The organism is Sphingobacterium sp. UBA3549 (genome assembly GCF_002376635.1).
Taxonomy (GTDB): Bacteria; Bacteroidota; Bacteroidia; order Sphingobacteriales; family Sphingobacteriaceae; genus Sphingobacterium.
In genome coordinates, this window is sequence record NZ_DFOE01000024.1 from 181,709 (window position 1) to 207,740 (window position 26,032).

Here is a 26,032-nt window from a genome sequence, read left to right on the forward strand (position 1 = left end):
TTGCAGCATGCCAGAAAAAATTATAATTCTAGACTTCGGGTCTCAATACACACAGTTGATCGCAAGACGTGTCAGAGAGCTAAATGTGTATTGTGAGATACACCCGTTCAATAAATTGCCAGATTTTGACGACACCGTAAAAGGTGTTATCTTTTCGGGCAGCCCTTATTCTGTTAGACAAGAAGATGCGCCACAAATTGATTTTGTCGCTATTCAGGATCGTTTCCCACTCTTAGGCGTATGTTACGGAGCCCAATACATTGCTCAAAAATCAGGCGGTGAAGTGTTACCTTCTGAAATTCGTGAATATGGTCGTGCAAATCTGCAGTTTGTCAATAGTGAGAATGAATTATTGGCAGGCATACCCACGCAGTCACAGGTATGGATGTCTCATGGCGATACCATTAAAGAAGTACCTGCAAATTTTGAAATTATAGCGAGTACCGATAAAGTTCGCGTAGCAGCGTATCAAGTGAAAGGTACCCGTACTTACGGTATACAATTTCATCCAGAAGTAACCCATAGTACAGACGGTGCTATCGTATTAAAAAACTTTGTTGTCAATATCTGTGGTTGTGCACAGGAATGGACACCAGACGCTTTTGTAGAAACAACAGTATCTTCTTTGAAAGAGCAACTAGGTGATGATCATGTTATTATGGCTTTATCTGGCGGGGTAGATTCGACAGTTGCAGCGGTGTTATTGCATCAGGCAATCGGAAAGAAACTCCATTGTATCTTTGTGGATCATGGTTTGCTTCGTAAGGACGAATATGAGCAAGTATTGGATTCTTACAAAAATATGGGCTTAAATATCAAAGGAATCAATGCGAAAGATTTATTTTATGGTCGATTAGCTGGAGTTTCCGAGCCAGAAGAAAAACGCAAGATCATTGGTAATTCGTTTATTGATGTCTTCGATGAAGCAGCAAAAGATATTCAAAAGGAATTGCCTGAAGGCATTGAAGCGAAGTGGTTAGGGCAAGGGACAATTTATCCGGATATCATCGAATCAGTTTCAGTGAAAGGGCCTTCGGCGACTATCAAATCACACCATAACGTTGGAGGCTTACCTGATTTTATGAAGCTGAAAGTTGTGGAACCACTTAAAACGTTGTTTAAAGATGAAGTCAGAAGAGTAGGGAAAGCGCTGGAAGTTGATCAGTCAATTTTAGGCAGGCATCCATTTCCTGGTCCGGGTTTGGCAATTCGTATTTTGGGTGATATTACACCCGAGCGTGTACGTATTGTGCAAGAGGCTGATGCGATCTTCATCAATAATCTGAAAGAATCCGGTTGGTATGACAAAGTATGGCAGGCAGGCACAATTTTCTTACCCGTCCGTTCAGTAGGCGTAATGGGTGATGAGCGCACTTACGAGCACGTTGTTAGTTTGCGCGCGGTGGGTTCGCTAGATGGAATGACTGCGGATTGGATACATTTACCATATGATCTGTTGGCAAAGATTTCAAATGAAATTATCAACCATGTGAAAGGAATAAACAGAGTTGTGTATGATATCAGTTCAAAACCACCCGCTACAATTGAGTGGGAATAAAATATGGGTTGCGGCGCTTGTAGCGTTATGCCTTGCCAGCTGTACAACCAAAAAAAGCACAGTATTGCGTTCGCCGTCCTCTGGTCATGGCGAACAGCAAACTGCTGTTACTAAACCTCCTGTTGACAAAGAAAGTACCATTGCCAAGATGGGCGATACCCAACGTGTCAATGGCTATGCTGTGAAAAATAATCGCATCGCACTGCTGTTGCCGTTCGAGTTAAGTAATATTGCAGGTACAGTTAAGAAGGAAGACGTGGAGCGCTCTTCCTTGGCGCTGGATTTTTATCAGGGATTTCAGTTAGGCCTTGACAAAATTGCGAAGGAAGGTGCCTTGTTCGATTTGCAGGTGATTGATTCCCGAGACAATGTTGCGTATAATGCAACATTGGGTACAGCGGTCAATGTCAAAGATGCTGTGCTCGTGGTGGGACCCGTATATCCGCGTGAGATTAAGAGCTTTGGGCAGACCTTTGCAAACAAGAACGTTCTACAGGTTTCTCCATTAGCAGCAAGCATGGCTTCTGAATTTAGCCTCCCCAATTTGGTTTCGATAACACCATCTATTCGTACACACGCCGAAACATTGGCGAAGTATGTTGCAGAGCAATATTATAATGGGGATCAGATTGTTATTTATGATGCTGGGGATGATGACAGCAAACAGTTTTTGATCAATTTTGCAAACGAGATTACCAAAGCTAACCCGCAGGCTAAAGTAAAAACGGTCATGAGCATCAATGAGCTTAATAACAGTCTTTTGTTGGCAGGCACCAATCATATCATTTCAGGGACTGCCAATAAAAATTTAGTAAAGGGCCTTTTGGATGCTATGGATGAACGCTTTCTGAATCCAGGTAATCAGTTTAAATTATATGGACACCCCAACATGGCCAAGCTTTCGTTTGAGAATTTCGAAAACATGGATTTTTACGCATTGACCATTACTTCTTCCAACTTGGTCGATGAGACGGATGGAGATACCAAAAAGTTTATTGGAAATTACAAGGCTGCTTATAAAGTTGATCCGTCCGAGTTTTCTTACAAAGGGTATGACGCGGCATTGTATTTTGGTCGATTGATACATCAATATGGAGTGGATTATGTCAGCCGAATGACGCAGGAAAAGTTTTCGGGATTGAATAGCGATTACAGATTTGAATTTTACCCAAAATGGGGCTATGCAAACAGATCGTTGGGGATGTTGGTCTATCACGATAAAAAATTTGAAAGAAAATAATCTTTGAATGGCTGAATTCAGTGAAAAACGTGTTCATCAGCAAATACGTAATTTTGAGCGAGCAATGGATGGTTTTGAAGCTGATCAACCATTTTCACGTTATTTAACAACTTTTTTTAAGCTAAATAGACAAATGGGATCTTCAGACCGAAAGGCCGTCTCCCGTTTGTGCTATAATTATTTCCGTCTAGGGACTGCAGCTCCGCAGTTATCACAACAACGTAGGTTGGTAGTCGCCGAATTTCTATGCGAGCAGGAAAGCCCCTTGGTGGCGGTTCTTGAACCTTCCTACGCCGATAAACTTCATCTCTCAATCCGTGACAAGATTACATTTTTGGAGTCCGAAGGCTTTTTTAAATTGGAAGACCTATTTCCTTTTACGGAGCATATTTCTGAAAAAGTGAATTTAACTGCCTTTTTGGAAAGTCAGTGTATTCAGCCCTATTTATATATTCGGGTAAAACGAGGAAAGACAAATTTCGTGCGCGCCATTTTAGATGGTAGTCAGATTCCCTATACCACTATCGGCGAGCAGACCATTGCCTTAATTAATGGTACTTCCTTACAGCGATTTGATGCCTTAGATGGCATTATTGAAGTACAAGATCTTTCCTCGCAACGTACGTTAGCGTATATGGAGCCAGGAGAAAATGAATCCTGGTGGGATACATGTGCAGCTTCAGGTGGCAAATCTCTTTTATTGATGGATGCTTGTCCCACGGTAAATTTGTTGGTGTCGGATATTCGTATGAGCATTCTTCGGAATCTCGATGAGCGTTTTGACCGTGCCGGAATAAAGCATTACCGAAAGAAAATACTCGATCTTACCAAGGATACCTTTTCAATTCTTGGGAGCGAACGATTTGATGGAGTATTATTGGACGCACCGTGTAGTGGATCGGGGACTTGGGGGCGTACACCAGAAATGATTCGGCATTTTAGGGCTGATAAGATTGGCGAATTCAATGCACTACAAAAAAATATTGCAAGTAATGTAGTAGGACATGTTAAAGTGGGAAAGCCTTTGATTTATATAACCTGCTCCATTTTTAAAGCGGAAAATGAAGATGTTGTCAATTACATTGTGGATAATTTTGGTTTTGAAATAGCACGCATGGATTATCTGGAAGGGTATACCGAAAAGGCCGATAGCATGTTTGTGGCGCGTTTGATAAAAACGTAATTTCTGATCGTAGAAAGCGTATAGGCTATTTTTTCCGTTTGGAAAAAATAGCCTTTTTCATTACTATAAATGTTTTTTTGTTGTATTCGTCAGTCACATTTACTGGGGATCACCAGCACCGGGCAGGTGGATTTACGAATAACCGATTCAGAGACAGAACCAGATATAAAATGATCAAAACCGGTCCGCCCGTTAGACCCCATGATAATCAGATCGGCAGACCATTCGTGCGATGCAGCCAGAATTTCTTCTTTAATAGATCCTATTCGATTAAACAAATAGACCTCACCAGCACCAGTAAACTCGCGGCTTATCTTCTCAAGATACTTTTGCGCATTGTCCTGTTCCATTTCCGAAACCTCCGGAACGATGATAGGCTGCTGCCCCAATAAGGGATCTGCGCCAAAATTGGCAGGAGAAGTAGGGGGGATAACGGTGACAAGTGCTACGGAGGCTCCAAATACTTGGGCCATTTCTTTCGCATAATGTATTGCCTTTTCAGCGCATGGCTCGTCGTCAACAGCGACTAATATCCTTTTGAATTTTGAATTTGTATTCTCCATATCTGCTATTATTAATTTATCTTCGTCATATAATATATAATCATAGATTGGACGATTTTGTTTTATTAGCATATGAAATATGGTATTTGTATACTTGCTCTCGTACCGTTACGTCTAGAACAGGCACATCGTAGCGAGATGGTTTCTCAGGTTTTGTTTGGAGAGCTTTTTGAAATTGTGGACGAGCAGGCGGATTGGACATCCATACGCTTATTGGAAACGGATTATTTGGGTTGGATTCAAAACGGGCAGTTTCAAAAATTAGAGGACTCAGATAAGGAGCAATATTTTTTAGGAAGACGAACTGTGGTTGGAAGAGAGGGAGGGGTACTTTTGGGCGAGGCAACCCAACTGCAGCTCTGTCATGGGACCACGCTGTATCTAAATGAAGAGAACCGGACTAATCTGCCACTATTGGACTTGACTTATCAGGGAAGCATAAGTTTATTTTCGAAGGAATTAGTCGAAAGTGAGCTCCAGCAACTCGCCTTGAGTTACAAAGATGTACCGTATTTGTGGGGCGGCCGTTCGGAGTGGGGGATTGACTGTTCGGGTTTCTCGCAATTGATCTACAGCTGCTTTGGACTTTATTTGCCCCGCGATGCTTATCAGCAAGCGGAAAAAGGGGAGACCGTCGACTTTATTTCAGAAATAAAGGTAGGTGATTTGGCGTTTTTTGACAATGCGCAAGGCCGGATTACTCACGTTGGTATTATGCTGGATCGCGATACCATTATCCATGCTTCTGCAAAAGTCCGTGTGGACCGCATGGATTCAGAGGGTATTTTTAATGCGGAACTGAATCGCTATACACACAAACTCCGAATTGTTAAACGGTATAACTAACATAGCAAAGGGCGATAAAATATTTTATCGCCCTCCCTTTTTCTATTTTTTTCGTTGAGACTAGAATTTGAATGTCAAACCAAATTTAGCAGTATCGAAGAAGTTGTTAAAGCTATTGATGTTTGCATTAAATTCATTAGATGATTTAGCACCATCAACATCAACTTTTGATGTTCTGAATGACAATAAGTCAGTTAAACCAAAATTGATTGCAATTTTAGGCGTTACAAAGTAGTTGATACCCAAACCTGCGTTCGCACCGAAACCTTTTGTTTTAGCGATATCACTTGTGGTAGTTCCATTATTGATTTTTCCATCTTCTTGCGCATAACCAGCACCAAGTTGTGCATATGTTTTGAATCGTGAACCTAACTCAAGAAAGTAGTAACGTCCAAATGCACCTATACCGAATTGGTTGTTTTTTACATAGGATTCATTCGACTGATCTACGTTTTTTGTAGCTTTTTCATTACCAACGTTTACATCTAAACCAACAGCAATCTTGTCAGAAACAAAGTAACCAACAGAAGGGTTGAAATTAAATGAATTTGTTTTTGTTTGATTAGTTTTGTCGTTTGAAGTATTAGCGGATAAGTTACCTTCAACAATAACATCGCTCTTTTTGAAACCGAATTCTTGTGCTTGTGAAGCCAATGTCAAACCAGCTACAGCTGCTAATGTAAGTAAAATTTTTTTCATGTCTTTTTTATTTAAAAGTTGTTTAAATGTGCCAGTAATTACTTCCTGACTTTTTAAATTTGTTAGTCAAATATCGAAATCATATTTTATTTTTTTGTCATTGGATTGTCTAGATATTTGATATAATCGTAAATTATAGTGGATCAACACCTTAAAATTTAATATAATTTTATTTTTACAGATTCTATTTAACGATAATGATATTGGGCTGACTTTTTGTTCTTTAATGTCAATTTTAAGTAAGAATAGAAAAAAAAAGCCATTTGTCAATATTTGACAAATGGCTTTTTTATGATTATCTAACTGGATGTTACTCGAAATATTCTTTGATTCGCTCGAAGAATGACTTTTCACTTTTGCCAGGTTGAGGCTTAAAGTTCGGTGATTCTTTCAATTTATTCAACAGTTCTTTTTCTTCGATAGATACAGCTTTTGGTGTCCATATATTAACATATACAAGCTGGTCTCCCTTGTGGTAAGAATTAACCTCAGGAATACCTTTTCCTTTTAACCGTAAAATTTTGCCGCCTTGTGTGCCGGGTTCAATTTTGATTTTCGCTTTTCCGTCTATTGTCGGAACTTCCACGCTGGTACCTAATGTAGCATCTACAAAATTAATATAAAGATCATAGATGACATTTAGTCCGTCGCGTTTTAAACTTTCGTGTGCAACTTCTTCGATCAATATAATTAAATCTCCTGGTACACCACCACGCGGAGCCGCATTTCCCTTTCCGCTCATGGATAGTTGCATGCCTTCACTCACCCCTGCCGGAATATTGATGGAGATTGTTTCCTCGCCACGTTCAAGTCCTTCACCTCTACACGTTGTACATTTTGCTGTGATTTCTACGCCTTCACCATTACACGTAGGGCAAGTGCTTGTTGTTTGCATTTGTCCTAAGATCGTATTGGTAACTCTTCTGACTGAGCCCGATCCACCACAGGTTTTACAGGTATGGAAAGAAGATTTATCTTTAGCACCCGATCCGTCACAGGTATGACAGACGACTTGCTTGTTGACTTTTACCTTTTTCTCAACGCCTTTGGCAATTTCTTCAAGCGTTAACTTAACTTTTATGCGTAAGTTGCTTCCTCTTGCTACGCGGCGTCCGCCACGCTGGCCACCGCCACCGCCAAAGAAACTTTCAAAGGGATGTCCTCCACCAAAGATATCACCAAATTGACTGAATATGTCTTCCATATTCATGCCGCCGCCACCGCCGAAACCACCGCTGGCAGAATTACCAGCATGTCCAAATTGGTCATAACGTTGACGTTTCTGTGGATTGCTCAAGATATCGTATGCCTCAGCAGCTTCCTTAAACTTTTCCTCAGCCTCATGGTCACCAGGATTTTTGTCCGGATGGTACTTTATCGCTAGTTTGCGATACGCTGATTTAATCTCCTTCTCGTCCGCTGATCGCGAGACACCAAGTATATCGTAATAATCTCTTTTTGACATCGTCTTAATATTATTGACCTATAACTACTTTTGCGTGACGGATAACTTTGTCACCTAAGTAGTAACCTTTTTCGATCACGTCCACCACTTTATTTTTTAATTCTTCTGTAGCGGCAGGTATTGCTGTAATAGCTTCTTGTAATTCAGGATCGAAATCTTGGTTTTTAACGTCCATTTCCTTTAATCCTAATTGCGATAATGTTTGTCTGAATTTATTGTTAACAATATCCATTCCTGTTTTTACCGATTCAACATCAGTTGCAGTTTCCATGGCTGTTAATGCTCTGTCAAAATCATCCAATGTAGGCAACAACTTGCTGATGACATCTTTTCCAGCTGATTGAATCAATTCAACACGTTCTTTACTTGTACGTTTTCTATAATTGTCAAATTCGGCAGATAGACGAATGTACTTATCCTTTGCCTCTGCCAATTCTGCAGCCAGTTTATCTTCAGTAGACAGTTCTTCTGCTAGATTATCAGCAGGTAGTTCTTGTTGTTCAGAAGAATTTGTTTCTACTGGATCTTGGCTTTCATCGTAATAATTATCTTGCTCATTCATATCTTCAATGCTAAAATTAGATTCAAAAATTTACTCTATGCTTCGTTTGTCAAAGTTTTTGCCAAACAATAAAATTCCGACAGCTTGTCAGATTTTATTAAAAAAGCCTAACAATTTGTCGGAATCGGTATTTTTATATGTCAGTTTTCCGTCTAGATACTGACATTGTCCTGTAATATACCATCGCCGGTTTTGATGATACGAGAAGGCATATTGCGGATAATGGTATAATCGTGTGTGGCCATCAATATGGCTGTTCCTGAGCTGGCAATGTCTCTTAGCAACAAGACAATTTCCTCTGATGTAGCAGGGTCCAGGTTACCTGTAGGCTCATCTGCCAAAATAATTTCTGGATTATTTAATAAGGCACGGGCAATCACAATACGTTGCTGTTCACCGCCAGAAAGTTCATGTGGCATCTTCTTTAATTTGGAGCGAAGTCCAACTTTTTCCAATACGTCCAATATACGGCTATCGATCATTTTCTTGTCTTTCCAACCTGTTGCTTTAAGGGCAAATTCGAGGTTTTTCTCGATACTTCTATCCGATAAAAGGTGGAAGTCCTGAAAAACGATTCCCAGTTTTCTACGCAGGTAAGGAACATCATTTTCATGCAGTTTTTTTAAATCAAAACCAGCAATCATGCCCTCTCCATTACCAATGTATAAGTCGCCGTAAATTATCTTTAACAAACTACTCTTTCCACTGCCGGACTGACCTATAAGGTAGATAAACTCGCCTTTGCCGATATTTAAATTTACATTGGACAATACCAAATGTTTCTGTTGGAAGATGTCAACGTTCTTTAATGTAATAACTTTATTTTCAATCATGGAAGCTAAAATTCTAATTTTTTAATTTGTCCAAAAGGCATTTCTCTGACCAGTTGCATGATATACGCTGCCTTTTCTCCTAATCCGATCTTATCAAGTGATTTGTCCGGGCGGTCGACTCTAAAATATGCAAGCAAGGTGAAGGCATCATCTCTTAGTTGTACATAATCAGGGATTTTGGCGACACCTTTTACTTTAATGATATACATAGATTCAAAGTTAGTATTTTTAATGCAATTTCTTTACTACGAATTTAAAGGAAGCTTAACGGTTGGCAAATAGAAAATCAAGCGTATTCACACCGTCAGCGTAATCATCCAGCGATGGACTTTGGCTTTCGCCAAAATGAAAAACGGGAGACGGCACTTCTAATGGCAGTTTGGATACAATACATTGGATGTTTTCTTGCGCTAATATCAGTTTATTTTCGACTTCAGCAACTGTTTCGTAAGTTTCATAATAAACCACAGCAAGGGGAGAAGCTGTTTTCTCGTCTTCTTTGAGCAATAAAAATCCGTTATCAAAATGCTTATCGCCATTGATCAGATAGATGGATTTGTTGTAGTCGTAATTGTTGGTATATTTAAAATGCGCTGTCACATTGTTGAATATCGCTATACCCTCAAAAAACTGCGCTATTGGATAATTTTTTGGTATAAATATTTTGGATATAGAGCGGCAACCCAGTCCAAAGTAATCGAAAATATCATGCCCAAGAGCTTCCAGCTGGCTAGGAGATTCCGCGCCCCCCAGTACAGCAACGCTATTTCGATTGCGGCGGATGATATGCGGCTTGGTACCAAAGTAGTAATCGAAATAGCGGGCACTATTGTTAGATCCCGTTGCGATGACCAGGTCGAAATCTTTTAATCGGTCAACAATTTCAAAAGCATCGCCAAAATACGGGTCAATTTTATCCAGCAGACCCAGTACATAGGCCGTCAGTCCCGCGTCGTCAGAGGATACTTTTATCTTGGCTTTAAAGCCACTGATCAGAACAGCGAGGATATCATGGAATCCGACTAAAGGTATATTGCCAGCAAGAATTAATCCTACAGTTTTTGTCGAATGCGTATCTGGGTATGGCGCCAACCAATGCGTAAGTTTCTCTATGGTAAGATTTTCTGCAATTGCCTGTAGCGCGCGTTCAACATTTTGTGGGGTATACCAGGGGTTTTTATGTTGGGCAGATTGGATGATCTGACTGGATTCTTCAGATGGCAGTTGAAGCTGTTCGCCTAATTTTACAAATGCATTTATTCGTTGTTCCTTTGTCAAAATATTAAAATTTTAAAAGATGAATACACAAATTTGTGTTATATTTGTGCTGTTAACATTAATCAACGTGAATCAACTAGCCTTATTGTACAATTCGACTTTGTTTCATATTGATAATGCAAAAATAGTTTATTTATCATAATTGTGAGGTTATAAATGGCGATTAAAATTACAGACGAATGCATTAACTGTGGTGCTTGCGAACCGGAATGCCCAAATAATGCAATATACGATGCTGGTGTAACTTGGAAATTCTCAGATGGGACGGCTTTGGACGGGATTATTGATTTTGGCGACGGCGTTACACTCGATGCCAATGAGTCTCAGGAAGCAATCTCAAATGAAGTCTATTATATTGTTTCGGATAAATGTACAGAATGTGTAGGTTTCCATGATGAGCCTCAATGTGCAGCGGTTTGCCCTGTAGATTGTTGTGTGGACGACGAAGATGTGCGTGAGTCTAACGACGAGCTTTTAGCGAAAAAATCTTGGTTACACGCGGAATAAGTTTATTGCTCCGTAAAAAATATTGGGCAGGAGAAGAAATTTTCCTGCCTTTTTTTGTGGCCTCGAATTTAGAGAAATCGATATTTTGTTGCGAAACATGGCTATTTGGAATAATAATATTTGCAAAAGCATAGTATTTTTTTATTTTTGTTCTTTTGACCATTAAAATCTTTTAAATGTTAAAAACCAAAATAGGGTTGATGACCCTAATCACAGTTACATTAGCTTGTATCATTGCTGTATTATACGAATTTGATGTTGTAGGCTTTTCGCATGAATTTCTAATGGCTGTCCGTTGGATAGTTGCTACCGTTCTGGTTGTCAATGCGCTTTTTAAGAAAAATTTGACCACCTGGATTTTGACCTGTATGATTATCGGGATCTTCGTTGGGTTGGATTTTCCAAATCTGGCAATTTCCCTGCAACCTTTAAGTAAAGGATTTATCAAATTGGTCAAGACAATTGTTGGACCGATTCTCTTTGCTACCCTTGTTTATGGAATTGCAGGGCATTCCGATTTGAAGCAAGTGGGACGTATGGCATGGAAATCTATGCTGTATTTCTTCTGTGCTACAACATGCGCTATTTTTATCGGTTTAGGCGCTATTAATCTGACTCGGGCAGGCGTGGGGGTTGATGTTGCCCATATGCCGCATGAAGAACTTCCTGCTCCCAAAGAAAGCATGGATGAGCATATCCTTAAAACACTTCCTGACCATGTGCATCCCGTTTATAAATTTACTTCTTTTATACGTGACCTATTTCCGGAAAACATTGTAAAATCTGTTGCTGATAATCAGGTTTTGCAGATTGTAGTCTTTTCGGTTTTATTCGGTATCGGATTGGCGATGGTGGATGAAAAGAAGCGTAAACCTTTGGTAGATTTTACCGAGAGCATGTCTGAAGCGATGTTTAAATTTACAAACATCATTATGTATTTTGCCCCAATAGGGGTTGGTGCAGCTATGGCTTATACCGTAGGGCATCTTGGTGTCGACATCTTGAAGAATCTCTTCATGTTATTGGCTACGCTGTATTTCGCTTTGCTCTGCTTTTTATGTCTCGTACTTCTCCCTGTCGCACTTTACCTGAAAATCCCTGTCAAAAGGTTTATCAATGCAATTAAGGAACCTGTTTCGATTGCATTTGCGACAACGAGTTCAGATGCAGCGTTACCGAAAGCAATGAGTGCGATGGAAAAATTTGGTGTCCCACGTAAAATTGTGTCATTTGTCATTCCTACTGGATATAGCTTTAATCTGGATGGTACATCTCTTTACCTCTCATTAGCAGCAATTTTTGTGGCCCAGGCTGCAGGTATACATTTGTCATTTGGCCATCAACTGATGATTGCCTTTACATTGATGATCACATCAAAAGGCGTTGCCGCTGTTCCAAGAGCTTCATTAATTATTTTGATTGCTACAGCTGATCAGTTTGGATTGCCTACATTTGTTATAGCTGCAATTTTGGGTATTGATGAATTGATGGACATGGCCCGCACATCGGTAAATGTTGTGGGAAACTGTCTTGCAACGGTTGTTGTCGCTAAATGGGAAGGAGAGTTTGATGAAGAAGCTCCTTATCGTGAAGATACAGAAGAACTGGTCTAGAAAAGTATAGGGACTGGTAAAATAATTAGTCTACCACTAAAAAGGCAGTTTTAACCGAGGTTAAAACTGCCTTTTTTATTATTTTACTGTTCCCTCTACATAGTACCAGAGGTCACCTTGTTTTTTGAAGGTAGACTTTTCATGGTGAATCTGCACGTGCATCTGTGCATCCAGATAATGCGCTTCGAACTCGACGGTATGGAGCGTAGATTTAAGAATATTAAGCTGCATCCATTTGTTCTCCATTGCCCATTGTCCGATGGCCTGTTTATTTTGAAACCTCCTTGTCGAGGGATCAAATGTATGGTATAAAAAATCGATTTCCTTTTTTACAAAGGCACTATAACGTGCGCGCATTAACGCCTCTGCTGTACTGGCTTTGGCATGGAAACGATGTACTTGTCGGCAGCATTCACCATAGGTAATACCCGTGCCACAGGGGCATAAATCGGCTGATTCTATCACTTTTCTAAATTTTACCAGCCTTTAATCGCACCATTTTTGAAGACTTTTTTAGCAGTTGCTTCTACTTCCGGCGATTGATACGCCTGAATAAACTGTTGCACCTTCTCATCGTTTTTATTGTCTGCGCGGGCAACAATCAGATTCACATAAGGAGATTCTTTGTCTTCTGTAAACAAACCTTGTTTTTCTGGATCCAGTCCAGCTTGAGCGGCAAAACTATTGTTGATGATGGCAATGGTCACTTGCGGATCATCAAGAACGCGAGGCAGCTGCGGAGCTTCCATTTCGATGATTTTAATCTGTTTGGGGTTGCTCACGATATCGGTTACTTTAGGCTGTATACCTACATTTTCTTTTAGACCGATAATGCCTTCTCGTTGGAGAAGCAACAGTGAGCGTCCGCCATTGGTAGGATCATTAGGGATAGCTATAACGGCACCAGGCTGTAAAGCAGTGATCGTTTTTATTTTGTTTGAATAGGCAACAATGGGAAATACAAAGGTGTTTCCAACGATGGTTAATTTAGTGAAACCGCGTTGTTTCGATTGCTCCTGTAAGTAGGGCTGATGCTGGAATACGTTCACATCGATATCGCCCTGATTTAATGCCTCATTCGGTACCACATAGTCATTGAAAGCCACCAACTCAACATCCAGATTGAACTTTTCTTTCGCAACCTTCTTAGCCGTTTCTGCAAGCTCCTTTTCTGGTCCTGACACTACACCTACTTTAAGGATATTCTCTTTCTTTTCTTTGTTATTGCATGCCACAACCGTTAGGAGACTGAGGGCTAAGATTACAAATGCATAGTTCAATTTTTTCATATCATCCAATTTATGTTATCGATGGTTTACTTTTTTTGAGATGTAATCTCCTGTGTATTGCAACAGGAATACGATTAAAATTAATAAAATTAAAACAGAATTCATGATAAAAGTATCGTATCCGACATAACCATACTGATAACCAATCTGTCCCAGTCCACCAGCACCCACGGCGCCACCCATTGCGGAGTAGCCAACAAGTGTGATTAGCGTTATTGTTGCATTGTTTACCAGCGAGGGGAGAGCCTCAGGAAGCAAAACTTTAAAAATTACCTGTTTTGCGTTTGCGCCCATTGCTCTTGCGGCCTCAATCAGGCCGTTGGGAATTTCAAGTAGGCTATTTTCCACAAGTCGTGCAATAAAAGGCGCTGCGCCTATACTCAATGGAACCAATGCTGCGGACATCCCGATTGATGTTCCTACGATATGACGTGTAAACGGAATCATCCATACAATGAGTATGATAAATGGGATAGACCTAAAAATATTCACGAGCAAGGATACAAGCTGGTGCATACCTTTGTTTTCGAGCAACTGATGTTTTCGGGTTAAGAAAAGATATATTCCAAGGGGTAGCCCTAGCAAAAAACCAAAGAAGCCCGACAGAAAAGTCATGGCTAAGGTCTCTAAAGTACCTGATAACAGCAGTGTAAATACCTGATCAGACATAGCCTAAGATTTTTGTTTGTGCATGTTTTTCTTTTAAGAAAGATAGACTGTTTGTTATATTTTCTTGTTCTCCGGATAGTTCAGCCAATATAACCCCGAATTTCAGTTCACCAATATAGTCGATTTGTGCCGAAATAATATTTGTTTTGACGTCAAATTTTTGTTCCAAGTATGCTATAAAAGAGATGGACTCTTCATTTGAAGTGAGGTAGATTTCTACCAGTGGATTCCCCGTAGTTTTCAATCGTTCCTGGAAACTCAGCGGAATTTCAACTTCAAGTGAAGATTGAATAAAATTCTTGGTGGTTATTTCTTTTGGATTGGCAAATACTGCCTCTACCGGGCCCGTTTCGATCAGTCTTCCCTGGTCTAATACTGCAACCTGATCACAGACACTTTTTATAACATCCATTTCGTGTGTGATCAGCAATATTGTCAGGTCAAGTTGCTTATTGATTTTTTTTAGCAGCTTGAGGATGGATTTTGTTGTCGCTGGATCTAGCGCACTTGTGGCTTCGTCGCAAAGAAGGATATAAGGGTCGTTGGCTAAAGCTCTTGCAATGGCAACGCGCTGCTTTTGACCGCCTGAAAGATTTGCAGGATAGCCTTCGGCCTTGTCTTCCAATCCTACCAAGCGCAATAGTTCCAGCACTTTTTGACGGATAAATTCTTTTGATTTTCCCTCCAGTTCAAGTGGAAAAGATATGTTTTCGTATACCGTTCTTGAGGATAAGAGATTGAAATGCTGAAAAATCATTCCAATTTTTCTCCTTTTCAGCATAAGACTACTGGCCGACAGCGACATCAAGTCTTCGTTTTCTATCATTACTTGACCACAATCTGGTCTTTCCAGCAGGTTGACGCAGCGGATTAATGTACTTTTTCCTGCCCCAGAGGCACCTATAACGCCGAAAATTTCCCCTTTGCCAATAGACAGGGAGACATCTTTTAAGGCATCAATACGCGCGGCTTTTACTTCAAACGATTTGGATATGTTGTTTAGTTGAATCATTGACTCTGTCAGGAGTTAAATGTTTTATTTGGACAAATGTATGATGATGCCATAAATGTACACAAATGCCACGGATAAAAAAGAACTCATTACATCCTTTTCTTATGCCGTTTTGTAGGCCGAAATCACCTGCTTTGCCGAGCCGAGTCCATCAATGCCGTATTCGATAATATCACCATCTTGAAGGAATCTTTGCGGCGATTTTCCCATTCCAGATCCTGCAGGCGATCCCGTAGAAATAATATCACCTGGAAGTAAGCTCATAAATTGACTTAAATAGGAAATCAACTTGGGAATGCGATAGATAAAATCGCTTGTATTGCCATCTTGCATAAGCTCACCATTGAGCTTAAGCCATATTCTTAAATGATCAACATCTTTTATTTCGTCTTTGGTCGCTATAAACGGACCAATAGGTGCGAAGGTGTCACATCCTTTACCTTTATCCCAGGTTCCGCCGCGTTCGATTTGAAACTCACGCTCTGTAACATCGTTGTGCAGCACGTAGCCAAATACATGATCCAGTGCCTCTTCTTCCGTCACATAGGAAGCCTTTTTTCCTATAACAATGGCAAGTTCAGTTTCCCAATCTGATTTCACAGAGGACTTCGGAAGGGTAATTCCATCAAAAGGTCCGTTGAAAGCAGATACGGATTTCATAAAGACAATAGGTTCTGAAGCTTGCTCCAATTTCGTTTCTTTCACGTGATCATCAAAATTAAGTCCCACGCACAGAATTTTGGAAGGGGCTTCTAATGGTGTTCCGATACGCTCGTCATCAGCTATCTCCTTAAGCTTGTCGCTATTCTCAATGACATAGGTTTGTAGTCTTTCCAAATTCGAGACATCCGCAAAGAAATCGCGGTTATATTGGAAATTTCCTACTGAAACATCATATCTCTTTTCGTTTAAAATGACTCCCGCCTTTTCGGAGCCCTTTGCGCCATATCTAAAAATCTTCATAAGCCGCAAATATACGGATTTTGTCCCAAAAAGGGCCCAAAGTAACAACGATTAACCATTAATCGATATGTAAATTGTCTATACAATTATTATCCAAAAGCGGATATTTAAACGGAAATTTCTCCTGAACAATCTTTTTGTTACTTACCCATGTGCCATCGAGTACCATTTCCTGTCCTTTTTTTCCCAGCATCCACCTGATCAAAAATGACGGTATAGGAAGCTTTAGGTACAAAGGGCCATAAGTACGCCGGGCGATTCTTTTGGTAAATTCGGCAAGGGGAAGCGGTTCAGATGAGCAGGCATTGTAAATGCCTGCGAGGTTATTATTTTGTATGCCAAATAACAACATACGACAGAGATCATCCATATGGATCCAACTGAGCATCTGCTTGCCCGAACCCAATATTGGAATTGAACGAAAGGGTAGGAAGCGGCCGATCTCCTTTAACAATCCCTGGTCCTTGCTGATCACAACTCCAAAGCGGAATACAACAAGCCTTTTTCCCAACGTTTCAATAGGCTTAACACTGCCTTCCCAAAGGTTGCAAACCCAGGATAGAAAATTGCCCCCTTGGGGGTCTCCTTCTATAAAAGGCCTTTTCTGGTAAGGGTCGTCCGTTCCATACCAACCAATAGCGGAAGCTGATAGGACAGCTTTAACACGATTTGGTAGCTTTTTTAAACTTTGGTAAAGCAACTGCCCACTTTCTACACGGCTGGCAATAATTTCTTGCTGATACGCTTTTGTCCAGCGCTTGGCGTTAAGGTTTGCGCCTGCCAGATTGATGATATAGTCAGCTTCTTGAATTGATTTGACATCTACCTCCTGTTTTTTGGGATCCCAATGTACATACTTAACCTTGGCTTGCGCAGGATACGACTTGGGATTTCTGGTAAAAATAATCACATCATAGTGATTGGCAACCAATAGCTTTGTCAAATGGAGACCAATAGCTCCAGTACCACCCGTAATAACCACTTTCTCCATGAATCGAACGTTGATTTTAATAAATTAATTTGATCATTTCACTCCTCCCTTTACTACTGATACTAAATATACTGTTTTGGTTTATAAAAATCATGAATTGACGTGTAATCATCAAAAAAAGGTTTATTTCTTTACGAGATAAACCTTTATAAAACAGTTGTAAGTGTTACTAAAACGATGCAATATGTTAAGGAGTCTGAATCGTGCTGCCGCATAAAATACTAGTTGGATGTCAGAACCTTTTGAAAACTTGTACCACCCCATTGGAACTCTTCCTGCTTTTTTGTGATTTTAAAATTTGGATTTTTTGCATTTTCGTCCAAAGCTTCCCCTTCTTCGATGTACTTATAGATAATCTGATTGTTTTTGCCATGTTCGGAAGGAAATAGCATCTTTTCATCGTAATAATAAATACCCGCATCAGCGACCGAATACCGACTCGGTAGATCGATAAGTTGCTTTCCTGTCCAGGCCATATAGTAATATTCCGATGGTATGCCGCAGGCTTCACCCAAGAACTCCATACGCAGAATTTGCTTGACGTTTTGCAGACCCATTGCCGGAAGCAATTTACTTTGAGCGAAGGTTTGCCCAGAGTAAGTGAAAGGATAGGTATGTTCTGCTAGAAAGTCTCCATTTGCATCGAGAATTTTGACACCTGTTGAGAAATGATTCTGTTCGTCGCTAATTTCGGTTAAACGTTCAAAACCGTATATGTATTGCGAGCCATCTGAGGCACTTTGTTTTCCAAGCGCCAAGAGCCCCAGCCAAATAAAGCCAGTTTTTTTGATGCCATCTTTAGTATAGGTTATTTCATGCCAAGGGGCATAAAAATTTTTTATGGTATTTCCTTTAAATGGTGGGCTAGTGATCGTAACGACATTTCCTACAGATAGCGAATCTACCATGGCAGCTTTAAGATTAGGTTGCTTGCGTACGTAAGCTTTTGCCACAAAGACGGTGGCCTGCTGACCAGCCCGAACATTCCATAAGTTGAAGTTATCGTCGAATTTTAAATTTTCCTGCGCTTCTGTGTAAAGTGGCTCTACAAATAGTATAACTAAACAGTATCCAATTAATTTTCTCATATTTCACCGTTCTTTATTGCAAAAATAGACCAATTGGTCCTAAACTTGATCACTGGTTTCAGGTATTTTTTAGCAGTCGTAGGACCAATTTTTATCTATTCCACAACTTCAGCTATGCTATCGTTCTATTAACTCTTCTCAAACTTTTATACTACCCAAGTGCAAACTATCTGTATTACCTTCGCCATAGCTTTCTAAAAAGAAGATAAACATTTCATAGGTCACTTCGTTTTTATTTTTCTTGATCTTAATGTTTTGTTTTCCAGAAGATAAGGTGCTCTCTAAGTCATTGGTTAACATCTGAAAGGGCACTCCTTCATCTGCCGCACTATACAAAACTAAGAAGGAGTTGTAGTGCTGGGTTTTAAATTTTTCTTCCAGATAAGTGTCATATTCCCAAGTAACTTCAAGCACTTGATTTTCCAGATCATATTCGATGCTATAAGAACTGATGGGATTTGGACTTCCTTTCGCGATCATAAACTTCTGCCAGTCAATCGCAAAGCCATCATCTTGGCGAATAAGAGCTTCTTTCAAATTATACGACATCGCGGCGTCGTATGGCCTTTTAGGAGCGCTATATGTCTTATACCCCAATTTGATGATCGGATTGAGCATAATGATATGTGATCTCACCATTTTGAAACGTGTTCTATAAAGCAACTGACCAGCACTGGGCTTTCGCTTTTTTACGCGAGGAAGAGAGCGTACATAATTTCCTGCTTTAGTCAAAACAAATACAACAGAACCTGCCTTTCCGGAGACCGTTCCATTAACGCCATTTTTAATGATTGCCATAATTGCTTATAAGGTTATAAACATTTAAGATAAGCATTAAAGCTGGAATAACCTAATCCCAATCTATCCCAATAGACACTATTAATTCATTTTTTAGCCAATGATCAGTCACTACTTAGTCACTGCTGGCTGAATAATGACTGAGTAATCACTGGACGAGCACTGAACAAGCACTGTCTAAACGGCAAATTTGGCTACAAGTTGATGATGTTTTGCTGGCGTTAGATATTAACGGATTAAAAGTTCGGATGAACTATATCTTTGTAACAAAAATCTTGTCAAGTCATAGCTGATAGTTGTGTAGCTGCTTTGTTGATAAAAATGAATTCACTTTTTTATAAATAAACTACTAAGTATATAGATATTATTGTAAATAGTTTTATATTTGGGTAGTCGTTAACGATTGGCGTTGGCAACGATTACAAAATTATCTCATTAAATATTTTACAAGTATGAAAAACGACTACTTTTTCTATCGAGAGAGCAACCAAAAATGCTTCATTGCATCTAATTTTTATCTATTTATTTGTCGAATGCGCATGTGCTGAAAAGCACGACCTTCCTGCTGCTTATTGTCCAATAAGCATTCCATCTTATTTATAACAAGAGTACCAATGGCGTTGGCACTTGTTTGCATTTTCACATTAAATAGAATTTACGATGAAAAAACACAGAGTACTTTGGTATTCTCTTTTAGTTGTGCTTTTTCTGTACGCATTTGGAAGTGTACAGGCACAAGAACCCAAACCAATTATTAATGCATCGTTAATCGGTAAAGTTATCGATGCGAAAACCCATGAACCTCTTACGGGCGTTACGGTACAATTGGAAGCTGTAACACATCGTGTACAAACGGATAACCGAGGTAATTTCCAGTTTGTGACAGGACAGAAGCTCCCTTTTACGTTAATCGTCAGTTTTGTAGGCTATGAGAAAAAACAGGTAGTTGTCAATTCTTCACCGACTGTAATAGCGCTATCGCCCGTCTCAACAGACTTAGATGAGGTTGTGGTTGTAGGGTACGGAACCCAGAAACGTCGTGATCTCACCGGGGCTGTGGCGACCTTGCCTGAGAAGCTTCTCAGACAGCCCGTATCCTCGCTTGATCAGGCATTGAAGGGAGGAATTTCGGGCGTTCAGGTTACACAAACTTCGGGACAACCCGGCGGAGGTGTGAGTGTTCGCATTCGTGGCGGAGCATCCATCCAGGGGGGAAATGAACCCCTCTATGTTATTGACGGATTTCCAATATACAATCAAACAGAAAGTACAGGAATAGGGAGCGGCACACCAGTAAACCCATTAGCAAGCCTCAGCCCAACAGATATTGAAAGTATTGAAGTGTTAAAAGATGCTGCTGCAACTGCAATCTATGGATCCAGAGGTGCCAATGGGGTGATTTTGGTAACAACAAAAAAAGGTAGAGCAGGACAGGTACAATTAAACTATGAGGGGAGTTTTGGAGCACAAAACGTATTAAAACAAATCGAGGTACTGAATGCTCACGATTTTGCAATCTTAAGAAATGAGGCCTTGTACGATGCAAATCCCAACCTCGGAGCTTTTCAATACAGCAGTCAAACTGAAATCGATCAGCTAGGTGCTGGTACAAATTGGCAAAAAGAGGCTTTTCAAACTGGAAAGATTTATAATCAGCAGTTTTCTTTATTGGGTGGAGCTGAAAAGGTGAAATACTATTTAGGCGCAAATTATTTTGATCAGCAGGGTGTCATTGTCAACACGAATTTCAAGCGTGTAGGATTTAGATCAAATATCGACGCAAATCCTTTCGACCGGTTACAGGTTGGTGCAAATTTATCCATCAACAAAACTTATGCGCAAATAGCGCCGACAGGAATTGTCAATGCTTTGCTTATGATGCCTTCGACGGCAACTGTGTATGATGCCAACGGTGCCTATACATTACGAAATCCTTTTGAAAACATCTTTGCCAACCCAATAGCTACCTTGAAAGAAACGACAAATTCATCCAATGGACTACGGATACTGGGAACTTCTTTTGGACAATATCGTATTTTAAATGGTCTACAAGCGAAGGTATTGGTTGGCGTTGACCTAAATGGCCGAAATGATAAGTTTTATTTGCCATCCTATATCTATGAGGGGGCAGGTTCAAAGGGGAAAGCAAGCTTAGGGAATTGGGATGGAACCTCATGGCTGAATGAAAACACATTAAACTATTCGGCGAACACAGGAAAACATACGTTCAATGCTTTACTTGGATTTACTCAGCAAGAATCCAAAAATGCGATCTTCAACGCTGGAGCGGAAAATTTTGTGACCGACGACTTACTGTTCAATAACCTGCAGAGTGGATCCACCATTGTACGTCCTTCTTCTGACAACTACGCATGGGTATTGCACTCTTATCTTGCCAGGGTAAATTACAATTACGCAAATAAATATTATGTTTCGGCAAGTCTCCGTCGTGATGGTAGTTCCCGCTTTGGGGCAGACAACAAATGGGGAAATTTTCCGTCGATAGCACTTTCTTGGCGCGCTGGCAATGAGTCTTTTTTTAAGGAAGCATTTCCTGGAGTAGATGATTTTAAGATTCGTACGAGTTTTGGAACCACGGGTAATCAGGAAATCGGGCAATATCAATCATTATCTACCTTATATAGCCTAAATTATCTGTTTGGAAACAACGTGGTCACTGGTTTTGCCCCGCAACGTATTCCCAACAAAAACCTCGGTTGGGAAAGCACTGTACAATATGATGGCGGGTTTGATATCAGTTTACTTAACAACCGTCTTCAATTTACAGTTGATTATTATTATAAAAAGACAAAGGATCTCCTGCTTAATGTGGAAATACCTTGGACCTCCGGTTATGCCTCTTCCCTTCAGAATTTTGGGTCTGTATCAAATAAAGGATTTGAATGGGGGTTGAAATCGAGGAACATCGAGGGATTGTTCAGCTGGAGCACAGATGTAAACTTTTCCCTAAATCGCAACACCGTACTGAAGATTGGTGACGGCGCCAGTTCTTATATTTCTGGAAATTATAGCATTAAAGCTGGAGAGCCTTTAGGCACCTTCTATGGCAATGTTACCGATGGTATTCTGCAGTCGGGAGAGGAGGGTACTAAAGGTAAGTTTACAGGGAATGCGAGTCCTAAAGCGGGTGACCGTCTTTACAAAGATATCGATGGTGACGGACAATTTACGACTGCAAATGATAGAACGATTCTAGGTAATGCACAGCCGGATTTTATTTTCGGATTGACCAATAGTATGTCCTATAAGGGTTTTGATCTTTCGTTTCTCATCCAAGGCACTGTCGGGAATGATCTTCTGAATATTAATAGGCAGAATTTGGAGATGTTTACCGGTCAACAGAATGCATCAATTGATGCATTGGAGCGCTGGACTCCCTCAAACCCGAGTCATTCTTATCCCCGGGCGAAGTTAGATCCAGCTCCTGTATTTTCGGACCAGTTTGTAGAAAGCGGTTCTTTTGTTCGGCTAAAATCATTGCATTTTGGGTACAGTTTTCCTAAAGAGTGGCTTCAGGACGCTAAAATAAAGGGACTCAATCTCTATCTAACAGCTCAAAATCTTTTAACCTGGACCAAATATAAAGGTTTTGATCCGGAGGTTACCTCAGGGAGCAATGTACAGATAGGTACCGATCTGGGCATTTACCCTGCATCTAGGTCTTTTTCTGCTGGAGTTTCATTGACCTTTTAATAGATCTCTAAATAGAAATAGTGAGAAGTCCTGAGTTTAGCTCATTATCAATAAAAAGCAATTTATCAAATGAAAAAAATACATGTTTTACCCACTGTCATTCTGATTCTTCTAACGGCAATTTCCTGCTCGAAATTGGAGGAGGATCCCGCAAGTGCTTTGGTTTCGGAGCAATATTATCTTAATCAGGATCAAGCCATAGCTGCAGTGACAGGAACTTACAGAAAGTTATATGAAACTGGACAGTCTTTGTACAACAGCTTGCTCCAGATTGGTGTTGAAATGGCCACAGATGATTATGAAGCAGGGCCGAGGGCTAGAAATGCACATGTTAGAGCGCTGAGCAATCTAACCCATGATGCATCCAATGACCGTATGGAACAGCTCTGGAAGCAGAGCTACGATGCGATCAATGCTTCAAATGTCAATATTGCTAAAATAAGTGTGCTGTCTGCAAGTCAGATCGATCCAACTCTCCAACAGCGTCTGATCAACGAAGCGAAATTTTTGAGGGCACTCCACTACTTTAATTTAGTGCGTTGGTTTGGACCAGTTCCACTGGTAACGAGCCCAGTAGAGTCTTTATCTCCTCAAGAACTCTATGTGGCCAAAGCGACGGAGGATGCGGTGTATGGATTGATAATAGCAGATTTAAAATCTGCTTCGGCGCTGCCTAACTATAAGTCTTATTCGGAATCAGATAAAGGACGCGCCACTGCTGGAGCAGCCAAAAGTCTTTTGGCTAAAGTCTATCTGACGCGAGGGGATTGGGCCAATGCAAAATTATTAGCGAAGGAAGTTATCGATAAAGAAGGTTATGCGCTTTTCCAAGATTTTGCCGATGTCTTTAATACTGGGGAGAAAAATGGCATTGAACATATATTTTCAGCTCAATTTAAAGGCAATAGTGGCTATCAGGGGAATTCATTGGCCAGTAGATCTGCGCCAGCCGATATTCCTGGCATAAATGGGGATTATGCAGATGCGCTTCATAGCGAAGGAGGATTATATAAAAGCTTTGCTACACGTGACAAACGTCTTTCTGTGACCTTTACAACGGGAATGGTGTCACCAATAGATGGTAAATACTATGCCTTAAACAAACCGCAATTCAGTAAATATTATGATGAAACGGTTGTAGGAAATCAGGGGCAGTCTTCCAAAAATACGCCGATCATCCGTTATGCGGAGGTATTGTTAACTTTTGCAGAGGCCGAAAACGAGTTGAACGGGCCGACTTTAGAAGCGCGTAATGCGATTAATGCGGTACATCGTCGTGCAGGAATAGACGAAGTATCCGTTACGGAAACGAAGGATGCTTTTAGAGAATTGGTTTTTGAGGAGCGCAGAAAGGAGCTTGTTTACGAATATCAACGGTGGTTTGATCTGGTTCGCAGGGGAGCTACCTATTATGTTGCTAAGCTGAAAGCTGCAGGCAAGAAGAATGCATCGGCTCGCCATATTCATTTTCCGACGCCACAACGGGAACTGAATCTCAATCCTAATCTCTCGCAGCACCCCGATTGGATCAATCGATAAGGTATTAATCAAATTTTAAGTAGATGAAAACGACATATTTATTAGTAGCACTTTGCCTAACCATTTTACCAAGGATAAGCTGGGGACAGGACAATCGACCGAATATTGTATTGATTTTGGTAGATGATCTGGGTTTTTCGGATATAGAGCCCTATGGAGGAACGGACCTGCAGACCCCCAATTTGACTGCCTTGGCTAAAGAAGGAACGAGATTTCAGGAATTTTATAACAATTCCATTTGTGCCCCTACGCGTGCTTCTTTATTGACGGGACAGTATGCGCATCGCGCAGGTGTAGGTTATTTTAATGTGAATCTTGGGCTGCCTGCCTATCAGGGTTTTTTAAATCGGGAGTCACGGACGCTGGCTGAGGTTTTGAAACAGGCCGGCTACTCCACTATTATATCGGGAAAATGGCATTTGGGTGATGATTACGATCAGTGGCCGGCACAGCGCGGGTTTGAGCGGTCTTTCAATTTTGTTGGCGGGGCGTCCAATTTTTATGAAGTAAATGGACCGGAGCAGGCAACAGTACCGCTCATCCGGAATAATAAACCCTTTTATTTGCCAAAGGGACGTTATTTGACAGATGAGATCACGGATCAAGCCATTGGTTTTCTGAAAGAACAGCAGAAAGATAAAAAGCCTTTTTTCCTGTATTTGGCATTCAATGCCCCACATTGGCCCCTGCAGGCACCGGAAGAAGAAACTCAAAAGTATAAAGGAGTCTATCGTGGGGGATGGGATAGCCTGCGTACGCAACGTTATGAAAATGCGCAGCAGAAAGGTGTGTTTCCTATCGGGCAGGCCATTGCCAAAAAAGACACTGCGCTACAGCGCTGGGATAAATTGACCTATGATGAGCAGCAGTATTGGCAACGTCGCCAACAGGTCTTTGCCGGTATGATCGATCGAATGGATCAGAGCATCGGCCGCATAAGAAAAACGTTAAAAGAGCTAAAAAAAGATAAGAATACACTAATCATTTTTTTGTCGGATAACGGTGCCCAGGGCGGGGATCGTACACGCGTGTATACGGCAAGGAATACAGAGACTGTCGGATTACCAGGTTCCTATGATGTGCAAAACAGCAATTGGTCCCAAACCGGAAACTCACCTTTGAGAAGTTACAAAGATAATCCGTATGAAGGTGGCATTGGTGCCCCCTTCATTGTGTGGTACCCAAAAGAGGTGCGGAAAAACGTGATTAAGAAGGGTGGAGGCCATCTTATTGATATCGCTCCCACCTTGTATGACTTTGCAGGTGCGACCTATCCCGAACATGTCGGCGACACGGCGATAAATACACTTCCGGGGTTGAGTTTGAGACCGCTATTGCGTTCAGATAGCAATCAGGTCGATCGGCATGTTCCGCTATTTTGGGAACGTGCAGGCAATCGTGCCGTGCGATATGGTAAATGGAAATTAGTTTCTTTATTTAAGGATGGTAACAAACCCGAATTATACAATATCGATGAAGACCGAAGCGAAAACAACAATCTTGCTAGCCGTTATCCAGCTATCGTGAAAGATCTCGAAGCAAGGTATAAAGCCTGGGCTGAAGAGAATTCCGTTGTGGATTACAAGCGTTTAAAAACAAACAATCAATTTCGATAGGACTAT

Annotated in this window: 24 protein-coding genes; 9 read left to right on the forward strand and 15 right to left on the reverse strand. The window is 40.7% G+C overall.

Annotated elements, in window-relative coordinates; translation table 11 throughout:
• Positions 1-7: 7 nt before the first annotated feature.
• From guaA to B2W36_RS12785, 3 genes are read left to right on the forward strand one after another with little or no spacing between them, the layout of a single operon-like run.
• Positions 8-1,558: a glutamine-hydrolyzing GMP synthase gene (guaA, locus tag B2W36_RS12775; RefSeq protein WP_293888033.1), complete on the forward strand. Its 1,551-nt coding sequence runs from the start codon at positions 8-10 to the stop codon at positions 1,556-1,558.
• Complete coding sequence (locus tag B2W36_RS12780; protein WP_293888035.1) at positions 1,515-2,798, forward strand: ABC transporter substrate-binding protein; 1,284 nt, start codon at positions 1,515-1,517, stop codon at positions 2,796-2,798. Before guaA ends, B2W36_RS12780 begins: the two co-directional genes overlap by 44 nt.
• Positions 2,799-2,805: 7 nt before the next feature.
• Positions 2,806-3,981: an RsmB/NOP family class I SAM-dependent RNA methyltransferase gene (locus tag B2W36_RS12785; protein WP_293888036.1), complete on the forward strand. Its 1,176-nt coding sequence runs from the start codon at positions 2,806-2,808 to the stop codon at positions 3,979-3,981.
• A gap of 89 nt (positions 3,982-4,070) precedes the next feature.
• On the opposite strand, the gene B2W36_RS12790 is transcribed toward B2W36_RS12785, so the two are convergent.
• Positions 4,071-4,544, reverse strand: coding sequence for a universal stress protein (locus tag B2W36_RS12790; RefSeq protein WP_293888038.1), 474 nt, complete (start codon positions 4,542-4,544; stop codon positions 4,071-4,073).
• 72 nt (positions 4,545-4,616) lie between these two features.
• Here B2W36_RS12790 and B2W36_RS12795 point away from each other — a divergent pair, with 72 nt between their 5' ends.
• On the forward strand, positions 4,617-5,390 hold the full coding sequence (locus B2W36_RS12795; RefSeq protein ID WP_293884518.1) for a C40 family peptidase: 774 nt from the start codon (positions 4,617-4,619) through the stop codon (positions 5,388-5,390).
• A gap of 60 nt (positions 5,391-5,450) precedes the next feature.
• Here the strand turns inward: B2W36_RS12795 and B2W36_RS12800 are convergent, their stop codons facing one another.
• From B2W36_RS12800 to B2W36_RS12825, 6 genes are all read right to left on the reverse strand, one after another.
• Positions 5,451-6,089 (reverse strand): outer membrane beta-barrel protein, encoded by a 639-nt coding sequence (locus B2W36_RS12800; RefSeq protein WP_293884519.1) that lies wholly within the window; start codon positions 6,087-6,089, stop codon positions 5,451-5,453.
• Positions 6,090-6,399: 310 nt separating this feature from the next.
• Positions 6,400-7,554 carry a molecular chaperone DnaJ gene (gene dnaJ / locus B2W36_RS12805; protein ID WP_209580978.1) on the reverse strand — a complete coding sequence of 385 codons (1,155 nt, stop codon included), beginning with the start codon at positions 7,552-7,554 and terminating at the stop codon, positions 6,400-6,402.
• 10 nt (positions 7,555-7,564) lie between these two features.
• Complete coding sequence (locus B2W36_RS12810) at positions 7,565-8,116, reverse strand: nucleotide exchange factor GrpE (protein ID WP_209580974.1); 552 nt, start codon at positions 8,114-8,116, stop codon at positions 7,565-7,567.
• 152 nt (positions 8,117-8,268) lie between these two features.
• A complete protein-coding gene (locus B2W36_RS12815; protein ID WP_209580971.1) occupies positions 8,269-8,949 on the reverse strand; it encodes a cell division ATP-binding protein FtsE in 681 nt (226 codons plus the stop codon).
• Positions 8,950-8,954: 5 nt separating this feature from the next.
• On the reverse strand, positions 8,955-9,158 hold the full coding sequence (locus B2W36_RS12820) for a fructose-6-phosphate aldolase (RefSeq protein ID WP_209580968.1): 204 nt from the start codon (positions 9,156-9,158) through the stop codon (positions 8,955-8,957).
• Positions 9,159-9,213: 55 nt separating this feature from the next.
• On the reverse strand, positions 9,214-10,227 hold the full coding sequence (locus tag B2W36_RS12825) for an acyl-CoA reductase (RefSeq protein ID WP_293884520.1): 1,014 nt from the start codon (positions 10,225-10,227) through the stop codon (positions 9,214-9,216).
• Positions 10,228-10,383: 156 nt separating this feature from the next.
• Between B2W36_RS12825 and B2W36_RS12830 the strand changes: the two genes are divergently transcribed.
• Both B2W36_RS12830 and B2W36_RS12835 read left to right on the forward strand, forming a co-directional pair.
• Entirely contained in the window at positions 10,384-10,734 is a 351-nt protein-coding gene (locus tag B2W36_RS12830; RefSeq protein ID WP_209580961.1) for a 4Fe-4S dicluster domain-containing protein, read from the forward strand.
• 176 nt (positions 10,735-10,910) lie between these two features.
• The gene (locus tag B2W36_RS12835; RefSeq protein WP_209580958.1) at positions 10,911-12,347 is read left to right on the forward strand and encodes a dicarboxylate/amino acid:cation symporter; all 1,437 of its coding nucleotides are present in this window, start codon (positions 10,911-10,913) and stop codon (positions 12,345-12,347) included.
• 78 nt (positions 12,348-12,425) lie between these two features.
• On the opposite strand, the gene B2W36_RS12840 is transcribed toward B2W36_RS12835, so the two are convergent.
• From B2W36_RS12840 to B2W36_RS12875, 8 genes are all read right to left on the reverse strand, one after another.
• Positions 12,426-12,812, reverse strand: coding sequence for a YchJ family protein (locus B2W36_RS12840; RefSeq protein ID WP_293888039.1), 387 nt, complete (start codon positions 12,810-12,812; stop codon positions 12,426-12,428).
• Positions 12,813-12,823: 11 nt separating this feature from the next.
• Positions 12,824-13,636 (reverse strand): methionine ABC transporter substrate-binding lipoprotein MetQ, encoded by an 813-nt coding sequence (metQ, locus tag B2W36_RS12845; protein ID WP_209580954.1) that lies wholly within the window; start codon positions 13,634-13,636, stop codon positions 12,824-12,826.
• 15 nt (positions 13,637-13,651) lie between these two features.
• A complete protein-coding gene (gene metI, locus B2W36_RS12850; protein ID WP_293888040.1) occupies positions 13,652-14,305 on the reverse strand; it encodes a methionine ABC transporter permease MetI in 654 nt (217 codons plus the stop codon).
• A complete protein-coding gene (locus B2W36_RS12855; protein WP_293884522.1) occupies positions 14,298-15,317 on the reverse strand; it encodes a methionine ABC transporter ATP-binding protein in 1,020 nt (339 codons plus the stop codon). Before B2W36_RS12855 ends, metI begins: the two co-directional genes overlap by 8 nt.
• 102 nt (positions 15,318-15,419) lie before the next feature.
• Complete coding sequence (locus B2W36_RS12860; RefSeq protein ID WP_293884523.1) at positions 15,420-16,280, reverse strand: fumarylacetoacetate hydrolase family protein; 861 nt, start codon at positions 16,278-16,280, stop codon at positions 15,420-15,422.
• Between the two features lie 58 nt (positions 16,281-16,338).
• Positions 16,339-17,271 carry a TIGR01777 family oxidoreductase gene (locus B2W36_RS12865; RefSeq protein ID WP_293888041.1) on the reverse strand — a complete coding sequence of 311 codons (933 nt, stop codon included), beginning with the start codon at positions 17,269-17,271 and terminating at the stop codon, positions 16,339-16,341.
• A gap of 221 nt (positions 17,272-17,492) precedes the next feature.
• Positions 17,493-18,359 carry a hypothetical protein gene (locus B2W36_RS12870; protein WP_293888042.1) on the reverse strand — a complete coding sequence of 289 codons (867 nt, stop codon included), beginning with the start codon at positions 18,357-18,359 and terminating at the stop codon, positions 17,493-17,495.
• Positions 18,360-18,497: 138 nt separating this feature from the next.
• Positions 18,498-19,157, reverse strand: coding sequence for a DUF6266 family protein (locus B2W36_RS12875; RefSeq protein ID WP_293888044.1), 660 nt, complete (start codon positions 19,155-19,157; stop codon positions 18,498-18,500).
• A 660-nt stretch (positions 19,158-19,817) separates the two neighbouring features.
• Here B2W36_RS12875 and B2W36_RS12880 point away from each other — a divergent pair.
• From B2W36_RS12880 to B2W36_RS12890, 3 genes are all read left to right on the forward strand, one after another.
• Positions 19,818-22,871, forward strand: a complete 3,054-nt coding sequence (locus B2W36_RS12880; RefSeq protein ID WP_293888045.1) for a SusC/RagA family TonB-linked outer membrane protein — start codon at positions 19,818-19,820, stop codon at positions 22,869-22,871.
• A gap of 69 nt (positions 22,872-22,940) precedes the next feature.
• Positions 22,941-24,410: a RagB/SusD family nutrient uptake outer membrane protein gene (locus B2W36_RS12885; protein ID WP_293888046.1), complete on the forward strand. Its 1,470-nt coding sequence runs from the start codon at positions 22,941-22,943 to the stop codon at positions 24,408-24,410.
• Positions 24,411-24,433: 23 nt separating this feature from the next.
• Complete coding sequence (locus B2W36_RS12890; protein WP_293888048.1) at positions 24,434-26,026, forward strand: arylsulfatase; 1,593 nt, start codon at positions 24,434-24,436, stop codon at positions 26,024-26,026.
• Positions 26,027-26,032 lie beyond the last annotated feature (6 nt).